9 protein-coding genes are annotated in these 14535 nt (G+C 61.2%); 5 read left to right on the top strand and 4 right to left on the bottom strand.

The features are described from left to right. Positions 1-3 precede the first annotated feature (3 nt). Both ACR0EZ_RS00980 and ACR0EZ_RS00975 read left to right on the top strand, forming a co-directional pair. Positions 4-756: an ABC transporter ATP-binding protein gene (locus ACR0EZ_RS00980; RefSeq protein WP_480609884.1), complete on the top strand. Its 753-nt coding sequence runs from the start codon at positions 4-6 to the stop codon at positions 754-756. Beyond that, complete coding sequence (locus tag ACR0EZ_RS00975; RefSeq protein ID WP_480609882.1) at positions 753-1955, top strand: ABC transporter permease family protein; 1203 nt, start codon at positions 753-755, stop codon at positions 1953-1955. Before ACR0EZ_RS00980 ends, ACR0EZ_RS00975 begins: the two co-directional genes overlap by 4 nt. A 6-nt stretch (positions 1956-1961) precedes the next feature. Here ACR0EZ_RS00975 and ACR0EZ_RS00970 read toward each other — a convergent pair whose 3' ends face one another. Continuing rightward, a complete protein-coding gene (locus ACR0EZ_RS00970; protein ID WP_480609881.1) occupies positions 1962-2870 on the bottom strand; it encodes a hypothetical protein in 909 nt (302 codons plus the stop codon). Positions 2871-3025: 155 nt separating this feature from the next. Here ACR0EZ_RS00970 and ACR0EZ_RS00965 point away from each other — a divergent pair, with 155 nt between their 5' ends. From ACR0EZ_RS00965 to ACR0EZ_RS00955, 3 genes are all read left to right on the top strand, one after another. Beyond that, on the top strand, positions 3026-3685 hold the full coding sequence (locus ACR0EZ_RS00965) for a hypothetical protein (protein WP_480609878.1): 660 nt from the start codon (positions 3026-3028) through the stop codon (positions 3683-3685). A gap of 163 nt (positions 3686-3848) precedes the next feature. Next, entirely contained in the window at positions 3849-5348 is a 1500-nt protein-coding gene (locus ACR0EZ_RS00960; protein WP_480609877.1) for a hypothetical protein, read from the top strand. Positions 5349-5427: 79 nt separating this feature from the next. Continuing rightward, on the top strand, positions 5428-6981 hold the full coding sequence (locus tag ACR0EZ_RS00955) for an acetolactate synthase large subunit (protein WP_480609874.1): 1554 nt from the start codon (positions 5428-5430) through the stop codon (positions 6979-6981). Between the two features lie 8 nt (positions 6982-6989). Here ACR0EZ_RS00955 and ACR0EZ_RS00950 read toward each other — a convergent pair whose 3' ends face one another. From ACR0EZ_RS00950 to ACR0EZ_RS00940, 3 genes are all read right to left on the bottom strand, one after another. Then, the gene (locus ACR0EZ_RS00950) at positions 6990-11639 is read right to left on the bottom strand and encodes a hypothetical protein (RefSeq protein WP_480609871.1); all 4650 of its coding nucleotides are present in this window, start codon (positions 11637-11639) and stop codon (positions 6990-6992) included. A gap of 148 nt (positions 11640-11787) precedes the next feature. After that, positions 11788-13380, bottom strand: coding sequence for a GMC family oxidoreductase (locus ACR0EZ_RS00945; RefSeq protein WP_480609868.1), 1593 nt, complete (start codon positions 13378-13380; stop codon positions 11788-11790). A gap of 41 nt (positions 13381-13421) precedes the next feature. Then, on the bottom strand, positions 13422-14534 hold the full coding sequence (locus ACR0EZ_RS00940; RefSeq protein ID WP_480609866.1) for an ABC transporter ATP-binding protein: 1113 nt from the start codon (positions 14532-14534) through the stop codon (positions 13422-13424). Between the last annotated feature and the right edge of the window lies 1 nt (position 14535).

Here is a 14535-nt window from a genome sequence, read left to right as displayed (position 1 = left end):
CTGATGACCGAGACTCTGTTTCTCAGGGATGTTTCGGTCAGTCTGGCCGATCAGGACCGCCGCTTTACGCTGAGTGTGCCTGCTTTCGATCTGGCCTCGGGCGAGGCTGTCGGTCTGACCGGCCCAAGCGGCACCGGGAAAACGCTGCTACTGGAAACGCTTGGGCTGCTGCGGCGACCGCAGGCTGTGAAACGGTTTCAGATTGAATCGCAGCAAGGCGGGATCGATCTTGCCGGGGTCTGGGACTCGGGGCAGATGCCCCCTGCCCTTGTGCGCGGGACACAGTTTGGCTTTGTGCCGCAAAGTGGCGGGCTGCTGCCTTTTCTGACCGTAGCCGAGAATATCACGCTGTCGCAGAAAATCGCCGGGAAACCCGATCCGCAATGGTGCGCCGTTCTGTTGGATCGCCTTGGCATCGGCAACATTTCCGCACTGTACCCCGGCGCGCTGTCCATCGGACAACGCCAGCGCGTTGCCATCTGCCGGGCGCTGGCGCATCGCCCCGCTTTCGTGATCGCGGATGAGCCCACGGCGGCGCTGGACCCCGATGCCGCCGCAACCGCGATGGGGCTTTTGATCGACATGGCAGCCTCGGACGGGGCTGGCGTGATCATCTCATCCCATGATCTTGGCTTGCTGGATCAGTTCGACCTGCGGCGCGTGACATTGAATCTGATCAGCGAACCCGGTGCCTCGGCCGTTATTAGCCAGTTGCAGGGCCAGACCCATGCCATGCCAAAGCGAGATGCGTCATGAAGCTGATGTTCGAACTGGCCCTGCGCGACCTGCTGCGCCAGCGCACGCACCTGATCTGCAATGTTGCGATCCTGGCCGGCGTGCTTGTGCCGCTGATGGTGATTTTCGGCGCCAAGAACGGGATTTACGATGCCCTGATCGGTCGGCTTCTGAACGACCCCGCGACGTTGCGGATCGAAACCACCGGCAACAGCGCGTTTGTCGACAGTGACGTGGCCGAGGTTGCTGGCTGGGACCAGACCGCCTTTGCCACCGCCAAAACGCGGTCGGTTTTCGATTTCGTCAACGTCCGCAAACAGGGTGAGATTGCCAAGCGGGATGCGGTGCTTGTCCCGTCGGGAACCGGCGATCCGACTCTGCCGAAAGGCATGGAACTGGCGGTCAATCAGGCCGTCCTCAGCGCCAGTCTGGCACGTCAGCTGGATTTCACGGTGGGCGACACGGTGCAGATTTTCACTCAGGCCAGCGAGCGGAAGCGGCAATTGATGCTGCCCCTGAACCTGATCGCCATTCTGCCGGATTCCGCCCTGTCTGGCCGAACCGTTCTGGCCGACATCGCCGTGCTCGATCTGGTCGAGGCGTTCTATGACGAATACGCCCTGCCCGATCACGGCATCACCGAAGGGCGCGATCTGAACCTGCGCGTTCCCGAATTCGAAGGCATGCGCATCTTTGCCCGCGACATTACCGAACTGGCTGAACTACAGTCAAAAGTCGAACAGCGCTTCGGCGTCCAGACCGAGGCGCGCACGGCCGAGGTCAGCGGTGTGCTCAGCCTTGGGCGCAACCTGAATCTGGCGCTGATCCTGATTGCCGTCGTGGCCAGCCTCGGGCTGGCAGCGGCGCTGGTCTTCGGCTTCTGGGGCGAGGTTGCGCGCAAACGTCAGACTTTGGCAGCGCTGGCGCTGTTGGGTATCAGTCCGCGCCGTCTTTGGCTGTTTCCGGTCATTCAGGCGCTGGTCAGCGGCTTGCTGGGGCTGGTTGTCAGCTTTGTCTTGTACCGGATCGCGGGGGCCGTTGCGGAAACGCTGTTTGACAACGGACTGACCGGGGAAAGCGGGCTTGTCGTTCTCAGCCTCCCCCAAACCATCGCGATCATCGGGCTGACCTTGTTGTTTGTCGGCACATCCGCCTTCTTTGCCGCCCGAAGCGCCGCGCGGGTAGACCCGGCGGAGGTTCTGCGGGAAGGCGCAACCTGACCCCGCTCAGCCCCCGCTTTTATGTGTGGGGAGGTTGTCGAAAATCTCTTCTTCGCTGTCGATCGGAATGCGGTTGTCCCCCGGGAAGTAGCTGGCCGAGATATAGGGCCGTTTGCGCCCGCCGCCGGGTTTATCCGCCGTTTCGACCAGCGAATACAGCACCACCTGCTGGCCGGTGAAATCCTGAAACGTGCCGACCGGAGCCTCGCCCTGATTTGGAACCGATTCCCAATGCCTCAGCAGATCAATCGCTTTGATCGACTCGCGACCGCCGATCAGGGTCACACCAATAAAATCGCCATCGGTCGAGGGGTTTGTCGTTCCCCGGAACTGCGCGCCCGGCAGGAGCGCCGCGAGGACCGCATTCGCATTGACCTGCCAGATGTTGTGATCCGTCCCGATCAGAATACCACCGCCCCGCTGGGCCATGGCCGACAACTGATTGACAAGGATCGCCGCGCTCGATCCGTTGCGGCCCGGAAAATTGGTCGTGGTATTGTGCCTGAAGCTGCGAATTGCGAACGAGCCATCCAGCATCAGGGTCCGGTTTCCGGCCTGGTAAAACTGTTGCAGGGCCTGCAGATCAGCCCCATTCACGCGTTTGCGCCGGTTCGCCATGTCGAGGATCACAATATCATACTGCCCGCCGCGCAGTGCATTAGCCAGACCGCCCCCCGAAAGGTTCCGAGTATAAGTGACGGCAAAGACCTTGCCGTCCCCGTATTGCCCCAGATAGTCGGCCATTTTCTGGCGGTGCCGAGACGTGAAATCAGCGCCGATATCCGGCATCCCGCTGAACCACAGCACTCGGGTGATCTGGTTCGGGCTCTGGTGCTGCGCAAGGGCTGCCGCGCCCAAGACAACAAACAGGATGACGGCAAACAGGGACCTGAAGAATTGGCTGAACCGCGACACGAATTTACTCCACACTCAATATCCGGTCACTATAGCGCAATTGAGGGCCCCGCAAAGTGACGAAAACTATCATCGCGAACGGATTGACCAGCGCCGGATAATCCGCAACTCTGACACGATGTATGGCAGGTATCTGGCGGTTGTTGTGAGCGTTTATGTCTTTTAAATCCGTGATTTCCGTCGGTCTGGCCAGTGCCGGTCTGATCGGGCTGGCCGGTGTGGCAACCGCCCTTATCCTGCAGGCCTGTGCGTTGAACATTCCGCTGCTGCGGCACCTGTCCCGGTGCCCCCAGCCCGAGGAATTGGCGACGGTCGAACGCCTTGCCACCTCGGGCGCGTATAACGAGGAACTGCTCCGCCGGATTTTCCAGCTTGAACGCGAACTGGCCGCCCTGCAATGCGTCAAGGCCCCGCCCGATGCGACCGGGCCGCTGAATGACGAGGGCTGGGACAACGCTGATCTCACGATGCTCTATGGCTGCTGGGCGCTGGATACGACCTATCGCACCCGCGATGTCGATACCGGAGACATCCGAACCTATCGCGACTGGCAAATGTGCTTCGATACTGAGGGCAACGGCAAGCAGATCATGCGGTCCGACGATGGGATCACCTGCGAAGGGCCGGTTCAGGCGCAGTTCTCCGAGGGGCGGCTTGACCTGCTGGAGCCAGGAAATCTGCCGTGTCAGGACAACGGGTATATTCACCAGCGCAAAATCTCTTGCGTCCCCGCGCCCGGCGGCAAAGCCACCTGTGACACGGTGCAGCCGGAAACCCGTGGTGAGGCCACGGTTGGGTTTCAACGCGCGCTTTAGCAGGAACCGCCGGGTCCAAAGGGCACATCCCACGCGGCGCTTTGCCGGATTGGTCGCATGACTTAGAGTTGCATCACGAATTGGGGTGGCGCGCGGCCTCTGAGCCTGCCTTGACGTCGCTCTGCGGGGCGGCACGTTTCCCCATGCGAAAAAGCCAACCGACGTGACCGGAGCTGACATGGTTAACGCATACAACTTCAGCGGATTTCTGGCTTTCTTGTTTTTCCTTTCTGTTCCGGTCGCGGCAATCCTGGGGGTGATTGTCAAAGCGCGTTATCGAAAGGCGATCAAACGGGAGATGATGGCCCGATCAGGTGCGCCGGAATCTGCGTTTGTCGTGCCACAAGCGATACGTCCGAACAGATCGGCGCTTGAGTTCGACGTCTCCCCAGCGGCGCAGCGCCTGCCTTTCCGGTTTGGGCTTGCCTCTCGGTATCTGGCGTCCGGCGTGGTGTTTGCCATCGTTATGGTAGTCACTCTGTTCGTCCTCGATGAGACCGAATTTCTTCCGTTCCGCTTTACGGTGGTGGTCCTGTCATTTTCGTTTCCGGTGATGATCATCGCGCTCTACGTGGCAGGCCTGCGCTGGTACTGGGTGCTGCTGTTTGGCGTGTTCTGGATGTTTCTGCTCAATCTCATCGCACCCCAAAGCACGGGTTTGATAGGCATGTTTGTCGGACCGGCTGTGATCCTTTCTTTGCTCGTCGGCAATCCGTACCTCAGAACAACCGCGATCCCGCTGTTTCTTGTTGCTGTTTTGCTTGTCGTGCCGTTCGTGTTTTCGTTTGAAATACTCTTTGTGCTAATGGATAGCGGAGTTCTGGATTTTCTGCTTCTCTTTGCTCCGGTTCGGCTCGTCGCGGTTATATACCTCGTTATCGCTTTAGGGATTTCACTTGCTATCGGGGTCGTATGCGCGTCGTTCGCCGTGCGGCTTGTTGCCCGGGCATTGGCTGGGTCAAGTGAATTAACCATGCAGCTTGATTTGCTTTGGTTGTTCCAGACAATCTGGATGATCGGGCTGGCGTGGGACACAAGTGGCCTATTGGCCCTTTCCTATGTCCTCGCCTTCGCAGCCTACCGAGTCACGCTCCGTCTTCTCCGCCCAACCTCCGGCGCAACGGACGTGAACTTGCTGCTTCGCGTCTTCGGGCAGCGGCGGTTGCAAACCTCGCTCGCCCGTGGGCTGCTTCTGGACTGGCGTAGAACGGGCCCGGTACTGTTGGTCGGGTCCGCCGATCTTGCCACCGAAACGCTGGACGCGCCCGAGCTTTCGGCGTTTCTCAGGCGTCGCCTGCGGGACATCTTCATCGAAACCCCCGATGACCTGAAGCAGGCCGAGGCCGAAGGCAACGCCCGGCTCAGCGACGGCCTCTTTCCGATGCGGGATTTCTATTGCCGGGACAACAGTTGGCGACCCACCGTCCTGACGCTGATGAGCCACGCGCAGCGCGTGCTGATCGATATGCGTGGGTTCGAGCAGTCCAGCACAGGCATTCAGTTTGAGATCAAGGCACTGGCCCAGCGCGTACCGGCCGACAGGATCATCGTGCTGGTCGACAAGAAATCGCTGCAAGAGGTTCAGGCCCTGTTCTCGGATATCTGGTCAAAGTCGGGCAACCCGCAAGGCACGGATAGACTGCGCTGCATGGTTCAGAATTAGTCGCGCGCCCAAAGTTTTAAGTGACACCCGGATCATCCGTCCCCTAGTCTCTTGCAATGGCTGAGCAAATGGGGGTCACATGAACGGCGCGGAAACTCTGGTCAAAACCTTTCTGCAAAGCGGCGTGAACACGGTTTTCGCGAATCCCGGCACGTCCGAGATGCATTTTGTCGCCGCGCTGGACGATCACCCCCAGATGAACTGCGTTCTGTGCCTGTTCGAAGGCGGCACGACCGGGGCCGCCGATGGGTATTACCGCATGAAACGGGACGTTGCCGGAACGCTGCTGCATCTGGCACCGGGCTTTGGCAATGCCTTTGCCAACCTGCACAATGCCCGCAAGGCGAACTCTGGCCTCGTGAACGTGGTGGGCGATCACACGACGCGTCACTTGCGCCACGAAAGCCCTTTGAAAGGTGATATCGTTGGCATCAGCCAGTCGATCAGCCATTGGACCCGCGTGTCGGATCACGCTTCCAGCGTGGCTGAGGACGGGGCCGCCGCAATCCGCGCGGCACGCTCGCGAAATGGCCAGATCGCCACGCTGATCCTGCCTGCGGACACCGCCTGGGACCCTGCCACCGGTCCGGCAACGGCCAGTGCTCTGCCCCAGTTGCATCGCCCGTCTGCGGAAGAGGTCGAGGCCACAGCCGCGCGCCTGAACACCCAAGGTGCGGCACTGATGATCGGCGGGTCTGCATTGTTCGGACCTCTGCGCATGTTGGCCGGCAAAATCTCCGCTGCAACCGGGTGCCGCCTGCTGGCCGATACGCTGATCCCGCGCATATCGAAGGGGGCCGAAACGGCCCGTCTGGACCAGCTTGTGTATCCGATCACACCCAAGATCGCGCAACTGGAACAAACCTCGTCGATTTCGCTGCTGGGCACCGACAGGCCCGTCGCCTTTTTTGCCTACCCGAAAAAACCCAGCACGCCCGAACCTGCCGGTTCTTCGATCACAAGCCTGTGCAGCCCCACAGACGATATCGAATGGACGATACAGGCGCTGGCGGATGCGGTCGGCGTGTCGGACAAAACCCAGCCGGAAACCTATGCGCTGAACCTGCCCGACATTCCGACCGGAGACCTGACGCTGGCAAAGGTCGGTCAGGCGCTGGCGGCGCTGATCCCTGAGAACGCGATTATCTGCAATGAATCTGTCACCTCGGGCTTTCATGTCATGCCGCCGACAGCCTCGGCGCGCCCGCATGAGGTGCTTTCCGGCACCGGCGGGGCGATCGGGCTGTGCCTGCCCTGCGCGACCGGGGCGGCGATTGCCTGCCCCGACAGAAAGGTGATTGCGCTGACCGGTGACGGTTCGGCGATGTACACGCTGCAGTCGTTGTGGACGATGGCCCGCGAGAACCTGGACGTCACCGTGATCGTCTTTGCGAACCGCGGCTATCAGATCCTGCGCGACGAGCTTGCGAATGTCGGGGTCGAAAGCTATGGACGCAATGCTCAGGCCATGTTCGACGTGGAAAATCCGGTGCTGGACTGGGTTGCACTCGCCAAGGGCCACGGTGTTCCGGGAACGCGGGCAGAAGACATCGACAGCTTCGTCAAGGCCTTATCCGCCGGGCTGGCCAGCGAAGGACCCTCTCTGATCGAAGTCGTGTGTCCCCCGGCCTGACAACCGGATCATCCCGCGATCACATTCGTGACAGAAACTGTCTGTGACACCGACGACGCGAACTCGTCATTGCCGTCGAAATAGGCCGTTGCAAAGGCGGTCTCGTTAGGCCCAACCGCCCCTTCGATCACGTGCTCAAATGTCGATCCGGGCCCTAGGGGGCGGCGAATCCAGACCGGGTCCGCGCCGGGCAGGACGACGTGGAAGTCCAGGTCCTCACCACCAATGTCCGGCGTCACAGCGCCGAACAGCCGAATGCCCGTACCAGGGGCGAGGCTGATGGACAGGTCAATCTTGGTGGCCCGTTTCGGCTGGTACACGATCTTGGTCGCACCCCATCGGTCCCAATAATGGTCGCGTTGCATCCACGCGTCGATGACCACCGGGAAATCGCCACCGCATTTGGCATCGAGCATCGAATCGTCCAGTTCCGCCCGCACGCTGAACACGCCGCGCGACTTGCCCGGAATGCGCATCTGTGCCGGGCGGATCGTCAGCTTTGCACCCGGCACCATGTTGCGGGGGGCGATGAAGACATCCTCGGCATAGGGCCCGTCATTGGTGACCGAGACCAGCCGGTCAAGCGGCGGCAGCGGGCTGTTTTGCACCACCTCTTCCCGAAAGACGTTCTGCTGCGTCCAGTCGTTATTTGAGTTTCCGTCGTTTGAGGCCCCCGACACGGGATCGAGATCCGCAATCTCGGCCCTAAGGCACATATGCGCGTCCTCGACATTTTCGACGAACATGGGAAACGCGATCACGACCTCGGCGTCCGGGCCGATACTGTCGATCACCTGAGGGGCGAAGGGCATGTCATTGTCGAACGGGTCGCTGGTCCAGTCGCCGTTGCCATAGGGGATGCGGGCGCGCAGATGAACCTCGACATTGCGGGCCTCGGCATCGCCGAAGTTATGGACGCGCACAAGAACCTGATGTTCCAGCGGATCGTCCCCGTCGCCGGGAGTGCGGAAATACTCGATCCCCTGCGGGTCCTGCTGGTCCGGGAAATCGCCAATCTCGCCCGGGGTGAAATCGCCGGGCAACAGGACCGCGATATCGGGGCTCTGCCACTCGGGCACCTGACTGTCGAACCCCACATCAACCGCCGGTCCGCGTTCCCACTCAACCCGGACCTTGGCCATCCAGATGGTGCGGGCGGCGAGGCCCACCTGAACCAGATGCACAAGCGTGTATCGCAGCCCCACTTCGGCGAGCGCATCATGCGTGCCCACATCATAGGTCGTTCCGGGCCCGGACCCTCCGGTGATCTGCTGATTGCGCACGCTGTCGTCGATCAGGTGCAACTGTCGGCGGTAACGGGTCAGCACGCTGTGGCCGGTCTCGCCTTCATCCTCTGGCGTGTCCGGATCGTCCACACCCACCCCGTAGCGGGTGCTGTCGCGCGGATCGATGGCGTTGAGCATGACCAGCCGCGGCGGTGACAACTCCTGCGAGAACTGATCGCCCGGCCCGCGCAGTTCAAGCAGGTTGAATTGCGTGCTGTCCTCACCCAGCCGCAACAGCGCGGCGGGTCCCATGCGGAACTCGTCCGGGACGTCCAGGAAATCCCGCGCCATCTGCGCCAGATTATCCCTGTCCAGCGGGTCCCAGCCTTCGATATTGACCAGAACGATGTCTTCGTCGATCCGGTCGCCTTCGCGGGGGCGGGTGAAATCGATGATCGAGCCAACGCCCAGCCACCCCGAAATCAGCTTGTGATAGCTCGAGAAATGCGGCAGCGCGAGGCTGGACGACGCCATCGGGTCATAGGCCCCCGCATAGTCCAGATCATCGCGGTCCTGGCTTTGCTGATACTGATCGGAAAAGGCCAGAAGCGAATGCCCGATTTCATGCGTCAGCGTGGCCGCGTCTGACAGGTGCCGGTCCGGGTCCAGCGGATCGCCGAACCGCAATCGCGTCACCATCATCCCGCGCGAGTTCGGGATCTGCATCGCCTTCAGCGTGCGGGTCGGGTCCTTGTCGCTGTATTCTTCGGGCATGTCATCCATGGCTAGAATCGGGGCCGAGGCTCGCAAACGGCGTTTATCGGCACCGTTGTCGTCAATGTCTGGATCAAATGCCGGGCCGAAAACACCGCCGTATCGCCGATAAACCGGCATGATCATATACACATTGATCAGCTCGAACACGTTGCATTCGATGGCGGTGAGCCCGTCGCAGTTGAACAGTGTGTTGGCCCGATCGATCCGGGTTTGCAGGTTGCCGCCACCGTCCCGGATGATGGCGTCGATCATCCGCGTATATGTCAGATCAAACAGAATATGGGCCTTGTCCAGCGTAGGCCCGCCCGAACTGCTTCGCTTGGTTTCCTCGCCAATGAAAGCCGTGGCGCTGTCCATGCCGATCTTCGACAGGCCCTGCTGCGAGGCGACTTCGATCCGCGACTGGTCGGTGTCGCTGTTGCTGTCCTTGTCCAGCGAATAGGCATAGTCCTGTGACAGGCGGATATCGACGGTCAACTGGTTGCCCTGCACCGTGACCTGCGGGGCCTGAAACCGGCCAAGGTCGAATTGCCCGGTCGAAGAGTTGTAGATGCCCCCCTGCGACGCCATCGAATGGGCCAGCGCGATTGAGATGTAGCTGGCGAAATCCGACACATCGCCTGTGACGGACATATCAAATTCCCCGTCAATCGCGGTGAGGCTGCCCAATTCCCCCATAACGAACAGGTTCGCGAAATCCACCAGATCGACCTGAGGCGACCCGCCGCTGCCGGCAAAAAAGAACGTCACGCTCAGGCTGCCCCAGCCTTCGCCGTCATCGTGCCAGACCACGGTTGGCCGCGCAAAGGGTTGGTCTGTGGCACCGCTTAGCATCTCTTCCAGAATATCGGCGATCTGGTCGATCACGCCGGGGATCGCCTCGACATTCGGGATCACGACGGTTTGCGATCCGCTCAGCGCCGAATTGTTTGCGTTGGTATTGAACGCGCCTCCGCTTCGGTCGGTGCCGGACAGCGAAAAGCTCCGGCCGGGCGCGCTGCCACCGCTGAATTCAAGGGAATAGCCAGAGGTGCTTTCGGGTATCCGGACCTTGATGCAGGCGGCAGGGAACGCGACATCGAACTGCTTGTTCACCGTCGGGATCGCGGTGAAGGTGTCCAGCGTCAGGCGTTCGTCGCCGTCAAAGCGCAGGATGCCATTTGCAGGCAATGTCGCCTCGGCGATGATCCCGCCCGGAATGTAGCCGGTGTTCCAGAAGTCCCGGAATGGACGATCCAGCACAACCGGCGGGCCGGAATAGGCCGTGGGCGTGTCGCGGCCAAAGATCCGGAAACTGACATCGACGTCATTCGCCTCGCGGTCGTCGGAATAGGACACTTCGGCGTAGTATGAGCGGACAAGTTCCAGCGCTTCCTCAAAATCGGGGTGATCGAAATAGTCGTTGATCGTGCCCCGGAAATCGCCCTGCCCGGGTTCCAGAACCGGGATGATCAGCACGCGAACCGGCCCGGTCTGAACACCGCCGCGCGACCAGATCACCGGCGATTCCTGCCCCATATAGACGCGCCCGCCCGAATTGCTTTGCAATTCAAGGTCAAGGCTGGGCAGTACTGGCGTCGGGTCCACTTCCTCTAGCCCGCCATCCGGGGCCAGCAGCAGAATTGTATCACTTTCGCGTGCAAAAAGCGGCGTGGTGCCACGTGACAGGCTGAGCGTGGACAGCGGTTTCAGAGTTTCCGCCGCAAGCAGGGTAAGTTGACGGCCATCATCCGACAGCGCGGCCACGGACCGGCCCGCCTTGCGCACGGCGGATATGCCAAAGCCCAGGTCCTGGGAACACGGCCCTTGACCCGGATCGCAGATATTCTGCACGATGATCGACGATCCGGCCTGCACATAGACAAAACAGCCGTCCGAATCGCCATCGTCGCCCGGTACGCACGTCTCAGGCGGCTCTTCGGGTATCCGAGGCGGCACGCGGTCCGGGTCATCGTCTTTCGGCGGCTCCCGGTCATCGGGTGTGCAGCAACAGGGCTTTTTGGGCGGACGGTGACCCGTGTCCGGGGTCGGATCAGGTTCAGGCCACGTCGGATCATCGGACGGGTCGCAGGCAGACTTCCTGCGGTTCACGTCAACCCGGCGCAGGGTGCCCGAGCCCGGCTCCATCACCAGAACTTCATCCCGCTTACCGCGGCGAAGGCGGGGCGGACGCCTTACAGCCTCGCGAGAGATTATGCGGCCACTGTCCCGGCCAAACACGGCAAGGCCCGGCGGCTCCAACCCCGAGGCGGCGGTTGCAACAACCAGCCTGTGCCGGGTGGCCACGAAATCGCGCACCGGCAGCGGAAGTTCAATAACGCAATGCGCGTCGTCACCGCGCACCCGGTGAATGGCCCAGCCCGCGCAGGGGTCTTTGGACAGGGCAAAGATCGCGCCGTCGGGCGCGATGGACAAAGCCCGCGCGCGTGAGGGCAGATCGATGCAGATCGGGCTGCAACCCGAAGCCTCGGCGCTTAGATCCAGAACGGCAATGCCGGTCCGGGTCGGCACCACCAGCGTTTTTGCGTCATCTGATAGTGCAGCTATGCCGTCCGCAGCCGACAGAATCTCCCTCGGTGTGTTCAGGTTTCGGCGTTTGCAATACGTCCGTTTTGCAGACTTTTGCTGGGCGGTATGTTTGAAATGATCTTGCAACGTGGCATCCCCCGCTGCTGAAAAAATGGGAAAATAGCGCCCCGACCATAGCACAATTCGACGATTTTCGGGCCTTTCGCTGCCCTAAGCCCGCGCAATCGGCACAAATCCACCCAATGGAAAAGAGATGGTGGCGCAACGTGGCGGATCACAAGGTAAACCCGTCGTCCTGCTTGATCATATCGGCGGCTTTTTCACCGATCATGATCGCAGGCGCGTTAGTGTTCGAGGAATTGACCCTCGGCATGATCGACGCATCCGCAACCCGCAGCCCCTCGATCCCGTTGAAGCGCAAACGCGGGTCCAGCACCGCCTGCTCATCACCGCCCATCCGACAGGTGCCGGCGCAATGATGCGAGGTTTTGGAGTGAACGCAGATGAAGTCGAAATAGTCCTGATCGGTGCGCACACCCGGGCCCGGCAGGCGTTCGGCAAGGATAAAGGGCTTCAGGGCGTCCTGCGCCAGAATGGTCTGCACCAGTTTCAGACCTCGAATGGACATCTCGCGATCATAGGGATCAGCCAGATAATTGGGGTCGATCAACGGCATCGCCGCAGGATCGGCGCTTTGCAACCGCACGGTACCGCGCGACCGGGGCCGCAGGAAACACGCGTTCAGCGTGACGCCGCCGTTCGGCATCGCCTCGACCCCCGCTTCGATACCGGTACCCAGCCCCAGATGCATCTGAATGTCAGGCGAGCGCGCATTGGGGTCCGCGTACCAGAACCCGCCGGTTTCAAACAAGCTCGAGGCCACGGGACCCTTGCGGGTAAACAGGTACCGCAAACCCGCAAGGGCCGAGAATGGCAGTCTGGCGAACCGGTCATAGGTGTGCGGGCCGCTCACCTCGCAGATTGCATAGAGGTCCAGATGGTCTTGCAGGTTCTCGCCAACCTGCGGCTGATCGTAAACTGTCCTGATCCCAAGGCTTTCCAGATGTTCCGCCGGGCCGATCCCTGAAAGCTGCAACAGGCGCGGAGAGCCGATGGCGCCCGAAGACAGGATAACCTCTTTCGCGGCGCTGATCGTCTCACCGTTCAGCATCTCGACACCGCGCGCCCTGCCCTTGTCCACAAGGATGCGACGGACCTGAACGCCCGTGCGCACCCTCAGGTTCGGTCGGGCGCGGTTGGGTGCAAGAAACGCCATTGCAGCGGATGAGCGCCGCGCGTTGCGCTGGGTCAGTTGGTAGTACCCCGCACCATCCTGTTTCGCGCCATTCACATCGCGCGTTTCGGGTATGCCGACCTGCGCCGCGGCTTTGATATAGGCGTCGCAGATCGGCAAAGGGGCTGCGGGCATAGAAACGCCCAAAGGCCCGCCCCTGCCGTGGAACGCATCATCATAGGTGTCGTTGTCTTCGGATTTCCTGAAATAGGGAAGCACATCGGCATAGCCCCAACCCGCGCACCCCATCTGCCGCCACTCGTCATAATCTTGCGCGGCACCACGGGTGTAGATCTGGGCGTTGATGGCCGACCCGCCACCGATCACCTTGGCCTGCGTATAGTTGAAAACCTTGTTCCGCATGTGCTTTTGCGGAACCGTTGACCAGCCCCAGCTGCCGATGCCCTTGGTCATCTTCGCAAACCCGGCGGGCAGGTGGAAAAACGGATGGCGGTCGGTCGAACCGGCCTCGAGCAGCAGCACGGAGGCCGAGGGCTCTTCGGACAGGCGTGCGGCGATGACCGAGCCCGCCGAGCCGCCGCCGATCACGATGAAATCATATCCTTCAGGCATCCGGCTTGCCCTCAGAGCGTCTTAGCGGCGCGCAGCTCTCGTCATGGAGTGATCCGCATTTCGGACTCGGGATCAAAGGCTACGGCTTTTTCCATGTTCACGGCGAAAGGGAAATCCTGCCCCGGCGCAACCTCGGCATCCGAGCGCATCCGGGCAATCACGTCCCGCCCGCCCAGTTGCATCGAAACGAACGTGTCCGAGCCTGCAGGTTCCGTGACCACGATGCGGTTGGTCATAGGTGCGATATTCGACGATTTCCGGTCCGCTCCATCCATATCCGTGATGGTTTCCGGGCGGATGCCCAACAAAATCTCGCGCCCGTCCCAGGCAGAGAGGTTGTCCTGACTGAACGGCAGTTGCGACATTGATCCGTCGTGCAGCGCGACTTCGGCATGGGGGCGGCCATTCAGCACCGCCACGCGGGCGGGCACGACATTCATCGCGGGCGAGCCCATGAAGGTCGCGACGAAGATATTGGCGGGCGTGTCGTAGATTTCCTGCGGCGTGCCAAGCTGCTGCACATAGCCGCCATTCATGACAGCGATGCGGCTGGACAGGGTCATCGCCTCGATCTGGTCGTGGGTCACGTAGACGATGGTGGTGCCGAGGTTCTGGTGCAGTTTCTTGATCTCGGTCCGCATGTCCACACGCAGCTTGGCGTCGAGGTTGGACAGGGGTTCGTCGAACAAGAACACATCCGGATTGCGCACCAAAGCCCTACCCATCGCGACCCGCTGACGCTGACCGCCCGAAAGCTGCCCCGGTTTACGGTCCAGCAACTGCTCGATCTGCAGAAGCTTGGCGACCTCCTGCATCGCGGTGTCGCGGTCCGCCTTGGGAACGCCGTGCATCTCAAGCCCGAAGGTGATGTTCTGCCCGACGGTCATGTTGGGATACAAAGCATAGCTTTGGAACACCATGGCGATGTTGCGGTTCGACGGGTGCACCCCGTTCATGACCTGATCTTTGATACGAATCTCGCCGCTGGTGATCTCTTCCAGCCCCGCGATCATGTTCAGCAGGGTGGATTTGCCACAGCCCGAGGGGCCGACCAGCACCAGAAACTCGCCCTCCTGCACCGAGATGTCCACCTTGTGCAGAACCTCGACCGACCCATAGGATTTGGTCGCGTTATCTATGTCCAGAAAACCCATC

The sequence above is a fragment of the Ruegeria sp. AK4 genome (genome assembly GCF_056541025.1).
This window is presented reverse-complemented; position numbering and strand designations above follow the sequence as displayed.